This is a genomic window from Actinosynnema sp., from assembly GCF_052038725.1.
Genome location: NZ_JBQGCX010000043.1, coordinates 1 through 5,641, shown reverse-complemented (window position 1 = coordinate 5,641; position 5,641 = coordinate 1). Strand labels below are relative to the sequence as shown.

4 protein-coding genes are annotated in these 5,641 nt (G+C 72.7%); 3 read left to right on the top strand and 1 reads right to left on the bottom strand.

The annotated features are described in order from the left end of the window. The coding region (gene lysA / locus ACTUAL_RS00830; protein WP_440898915.1) for a diaminopimelate decarboxylase at positions 1 to 1,121 on the bottom strand (1,121 nt) is incomplete at its 3' end. Between the two features lie 270 nt (positions 1,122 to 1,391). Between lysA and ACTUAL_RS00825 the strand changes: the two genes are divergently transcribed. The 3 genes from ACTUAL_RS00825 to kdpA all read left to right on the top strand — a co-directional run bounded on the left by ACTUAL_RS00825 (position 1,392) and on the right by kdpA (position 5,475). Beyond that, positions 1,392 to 3,377 (top strand): amino acid transporter, encoded by a 1,986-nt coding sequence (locus ACTUAL_RS00825; RefSeq protein WP_440898914.1) that lies wholly within the window; start codon positions 1,392 to 1,394, stop codon positions 3,375 to 3,377. Between the two features lie 374 nt (positions 3,378 to 3,751). Then, the gene (gene kdpF / locus ACTUAL_RS00820) at positions 3,752 to 3,853 is read left to right on the top strand and encodes a K(+)-transporting ATPase subunit F (protein ID WP_015802029.1); all 102 of its coding nucleotides are present in this window, start codon (positions 3,752 to 3,754) and stop codon (positions 3,851 to 3,853) included. After that, entirely contained in the window at positions 3,853 to 5,475 is a 1,623-nt protein-coding gene (gene kdpA, locus ACTUAL_RS00815) for a potassium-transporting ATPase subunit KdpA (protein ID WP_096494064.1), read from the top strand. The genes kdpF and kdpA overlap by 1 nt, the downstream gene beginning before the upstream one ends. The last annotated feature ends 166 nt before the right edge of the window (positions 5,476 to 5,641 follow it).

Here is a 5,641-nt window from a genome sequence, read left to right as displayed (position 1 = left end):
TCGGCGAGCACGTCGCCCGCCTCGCAGTGCCTGCCCACCACCGTCACCGGCGCGCGCCGCCCGCCGCGGCCGACCAGGCGCACCGCGTACCGGCTCCCGTACAGCGCGGGCCTGGGGTTGTCGCTCATGCCGCCGTCCACGGCAACGAACACCCGCCTCACCCCGCGCTTGACCGCCGCCACCCGGTACAGCGTCACGCCCGCCCGCGCCACGACCGCCCGCCCCGGCTCGATCGACAACCTCGGCACCGGCACGCGCCGCAGCGCGCACTCGTGGCTCAGCGCCACCCGCACCCGGTGCGCGAACCCGCCCAGGTCGAACTCCCCCTCCCCCGGCAGGTACGGCACCGCGAACCCGCCGCCGAGGTCCAGCTGCTCGATCCGCACCCCGCACGAGGCGATCAGCCCGACCACCCGCCGCGCAGCCTCCTCGTACACCGCGACGTGCCGCACCTGCGACCCGACGTGGCAGTGCAGCCCGACCAGGCGCAGCGACGGCTGCTCGACCACCCGCAGCACCGCCTCCAGCGCGTCCCCGCCCGCGAGCGAGAAGCCGAACTTCTGGTCCTCCACCCCGGTCGCCACCGCCCGGTGGGTGCGCGGGTCGACGCCGGGGGTGACCCGGACCAGCACGTCCTGCGGCCCCTCGGCCAGCGCCCCGAGCTGCTCGATCTCGTCGAACGAGTCCACCACCACCCGCCCGACCCCGTACCCGAGCGCGGCCTTGAGGTCCTCGGGGGTCTTGACGTTGCCGTGCAGCAGGACGCGCTCCGCCGGGAACCCGACCGACCGCGCGATCGCCAGCTCCCCGGCCGAGCACACGTCCAGCGACAGCCTCTCGTCGGCCACCCACCGGTACACCTCGCGGCACGGCAGCGCCTTGCCCGCGAACACCACCTCCGCCTCCGGCAGCGCCTCCCGGAACGCGCGCGCCCGCGCCCGGACCGTGCCCTCGTCGAGCACCTGGCAGGGCGTGCCGAACCGGGCGGCGAGCTCGGTCGCGGGCACCCCGCCGAGCAGCAGCTCCCCCCGCTCCAGCCGGGTCCCGAGGGGCCACAGCCCCGTCTCCAGGGCCGGTTCGCCGGTCATGCCGACGCTGGGCAGCAACTCCGCGAGTGTCATGCCCGCCAGCACACGCCCGGACCGGGCCGGGCGACAGCGGCGCGAACGCGTCCCTGACGGCGCGCCGGGCGGGATTGACGCCGCCCTGACCCGACCAGCCGACCAGCCCGCGAACCGCCCCCGAAACCCGCCCGCGCATTCCCCCGAACGCCGACCGCACGGCGATTTTGATGCTTTTTTTACGCCGGGACGCCGCGATATTCACTCCCCCGGACCGCGCGGGGACGTTGACTTCTCATGCCCGACGACGTCATCGAGGAGAGACCCCGAATGTCCGAAACACCGGTTTTCGCCGTTCCACCCAGGGTGGAGAGCCCGGTACGCCCGACCTCGCCCGCGAACCGGGTGGGGCGCTGGCTGCTGGAGCACCGGGTGCAGCCGGCGGGACCCGCGGGCACCGACCAGCACAGCACGCCCCAGGCCTGGTGGAAGGTCATGTGCCTGACCGGCGTCGACTACTTCTCGACCCTGTCCTACCTGCCGGGCATCGCGGCGCTGGCCGCCGGGGCGGTCTCGCCGCTGGCGACGCTGCTGATCGTCGCGCTGACCCTGTTCGGGATGCTGCCGATGTACCGCCGCGTCGCGCACGAGTCGCCGCACGGGCAGGGCTCGGTGGCGATGCTGGAGGACCTGCTGCCGTTCTGGCGCGGCAAGCTGTTCGTGCTGGTGCTGCTGGGTTTCGTGGCCACCTCGTGGATCATCACCATCACCCTGTCGGCGGCCGACGCGTCGGTGCACGCGCTGGAGAACCCGCACGCGCCCGCGTTCCTGCACGGGCACGAGGTGCTGGTGACCGTCGTGCTGCTGCTCGTGCTGGGCGGGGTGTTCCTGCTGGGCTTCACCGAGGCGGTCAGCGTGGCGATCCCGCTGGTCGCGGTGTTCCTGCTGCTCAACGCGGTGGTCGTGGTGGCGGGCGTGCTGGAGGTGATCGCGGACCCGGCCGTGCTGGACGGCTGGTTCGCGGCGCTGACCTCCACCGGCGGCGGCGGGGTGCTGGGCGTGGTCGGCCCCGCCGTGCTGGCGTTCCCGCTGCTCGTGCTCGGCCTGTCCGGGTTCGAGACCGGGGTGAGCATGATGCCGCTGGTCGAGGCGAAGGGCGCCGACGACGCCGAGCGCCTGGCGAACCGCGTCCGCAACACCCGCAAGCTGCTCACCGCCGCCGCGCTGATCATGTCGGTGTACCTGGTGGCGACCAGTTTCGTGACCACCCTGCTGGTGCCGGTCGAGCAGTTCCGCCCCGGCGGCGAGGCCAACGGGCGGGCGCTGGCCTACCTGGCGCACGAGCTGCTCGGCGAGTGGGTCGGCACGGCCTACGACATCAGCAGCGTGCTGATCCTGTGGTTCGCGGGCGCGTCCGCGATGGCCGGGCTGATCAACATCGTGCCGCGCTACCTGCCCGCGTACGGCATGGCCCCGGACTGGACGCGCGCCGTCCGCCCGGTCGTGCTGGTCTACACGGTGATCTGCGTCGGCATCACGGTGATCTTCCAGGCCGACGTGGACGCCCAGGCTGGCGCGTACGCGACCGGCATCCTGGCCATGATGGTGTCGGCGTCGGTGGCGGTGACCCTGTCGGTGGCGCGCGCCCGGCGGCGCGGCGCGGCGACGGCGTTCGCGGTGCTGACCCTGATCCTGGTGTACGCGCTGGTGGAGAACGTGATCGAGAAGCCGGACGGCATCACCATCTCGTTCGTGTTCATCGTCGGCATCATCGCCGTCTCGCTGGTCTCGCGGGTCTCGCGCACCACCGAGCTGCGGGTGGAGCACATCGAGTTCGACGAGACCGCGCGCCGGTTCATCACCGACTCGATCGCCCACGACGGCGCGCTGACCGTGATCGCGAACCGCAGGCAGGCCGGTGACGTGGCCGAGTACGCGGACAAGGAGGCCGAGCAGCGCGGGGTCAACCCGGTGCCGGGGCAGGCGGACGTGCTGTTCCGGGAGATCGACGTGGTGGACCCGGCGGACTTCAGCGACGTGCTGGAGGTGCGCGGCGTGGAGGTGGGCGGCCACCGGGTGCTGCGCGCGGACAGCCCGGCGGCGCCGAACGCGATCGCCGCGATACTGCTGGCGCTGCGCGACTGCACCGGGGTGCGCCCGCACTGCCACTTCGCGTGGAGCGAGGGCAGCCCGCTGGGGCACCTGTTCCGCTACCTGCTGGTGGGGCGCGGCGACACGGCCCCGGTGGTGCGGGAGATCATCCGGGCGCACGAGTCCGACCCGGAGCGCAGGCCGGGCATCCACGTGGGGGCGTGACGGACGGGCGCGCGCCGGGCGCCGGGGCGGGGTCGGCGAGCGGCGCGCACCGCCCGCCACCGCCGAGCCGCCCGGTCACCGTCCGCGACAGCGATCCCCCCGGCCCGCTCCCCCATTCGTGAGCTGCGCTGATACCCAGATCACCCCGCCCGTCAACGACGCGTAAATCCCCCTGGTCACCCCGTCAAAGACCCGTCAGCACCCCGCTCACGCCGTTTTCCCCGATGCACCCTTCTGGCGTCGCGGCCCCCACGAACGGGGGCCGCTCGAAGTCGGGAAGGGAGCACGCTCATGGCCGACCTGGCCTACGCGTCGCTGCTCATCGCTGTGTTCGGGCTGCTCGTCCTCGCGGTGCGCGGACTGGAGCGGCTCTGATGGGCGGCACGGGAGTCGTGGCCAACGCCGTCGGTGGCGTGCTGGCCCTGCTGCTCATCGGGTACCTGTTCGTCGCGCTGATCAGGCCGGAGAAGTTCTGATGTCCTCCACCACGGCGGGCCTGCTCCAGGTCGCCCTGCTCATCGCCGCGCTGGCCGCCGCCTACCGGCCGTTCGGCGACTACATGGCCCGCGTCTACACCGACGCCAGGCACACCGGGGTCGAGCGCCTGCTCTACCGCGCCGCCCGGATCGACCCCGAGTCGCAGCAGCGGTGGGGCGCCTACGCGCAGGGCGTGCTCGGCTTCTCCCTCGTCAGCGTGGTTCTGCTGTACCTGCTGCAGCGCGTGCAGCCCTGGCTGCCGTTCGACCACGACCGGGGCGCGGTCGCGCCGGGCATGGCGTTCAACACCGCCGCCTCGTTCGTGGCCAACACGAACTGGCAGTCCTACGTCCCGGAGACCGTCCTCGGCCACACCGTGCAGATGACCGGGCTGACCGTGCAGAACTTCGTCTCCGGCGCGGTCGGCATGGCCGTCGCCGTGGCGCTGGTGCGCGGCTTCACCCGCGAGGGCTCCGACCGGCTCGGCAACTTCTGGGTCGACCTCACCAGGGGCACCCTGCGGATCCTGCTGCCCGTGTCGTTCGTGTTCGCGATCGTGCTGGTCGCGACCGGCGTCGTGATGAGCCTGAAGGCGGGCGTGGACGTGGACGGCCAGCAGGTCGCCATCGCCCCGGCCGCCTCGCAGGAGGCCATCAAGGAGCTGGGCACCAACGGCGGCGGCATCTTCAACGCCAACTCCGCCCACCCGTTCGAGAACCCCAACGGCTGGTCGAACCTGGTCGAGGTCTTCCTGATCCTGCTGATCCCGGTCTCGCTCACCCGCACCTTCGGCGCCCTGGTCGGCAACCGCAAGCAGGGCTACGTCCTGCTCGGCGTCATGGGCGTGCTGTGGACCGCGATGCTCGCGGTGATCTGGGCGGCCGAGGCCAACGGCCTGCGCCCCCTGGAGGGCAAGGAGCTGCGGTTCGGCATCCCCGGCAGCGCCCTGTTCGCCAACACCACCACCGCCACCTCCACCGGCGCGGTCAACGCCATGCACGACAGCCTCACGGGCCTGGGCGGCGGCGCGACGCTGCTGAACATGCTGTTCGGCGAGATGACGCCGGGCGGCGTCGGCACCGGCCTGTACAGCATCCTGGTGATGGCGATCATCGCGATGTTCCTGGCGGGCCTGATGGTCGGGCGCACCCCGGAGTACCTGGGCAAGAAGCTGGGCCGCCGCGAGGTGACCTGCGCCGCGCTGTCCATCCTGGCGATGCCCGCGCTGGTGCTGGTCGGCGCCGGGATCTCGGCGGTGCTGCCGTCGACGGCCGGGTACCTGAACAACCCCGGCGAGCACGGCCTGTCCGAGATCCTCTACGCCTACGCGTCGGCCTCGAACAACAACGGCAGCGCGTTCGCGGGCATCACCGTCACCAGCGACTGGTTCCAGTCCTCGCTCGGCGTGTGCATGTTGCTCGGCCGGTTCGTCCCGATCATCGCGGTGCTGTGCCTGGCCGGTTCGCTCGCCCGGCAGAGGCGCGCCCCGCAGACCGCGGGCACGCTGCCCACGGACAGCCCGCTGTTCGCCTCGCTGCTGGTCGGCGCGATCGTGCTCGTCGCCGCCCTCACCTTCGTCCCCGCCCTCGCCCTCGGCCCCATCGCGGAGGCACTGCTGTGACCACCACCGACACCCCGCAGCTCGCTCCGCAGGAGAGCGGGCCCGCGCCGAAACCCGTCCCCTCGGGCGTGTTCAGCCCGCGCCAGCTCCTCACGTCCCTGCCGGACGCGCTGCGCAAGCTCGACCCGCGCCACCAGGTGCGGTACCCGGTGATGTTCGTCGTGTG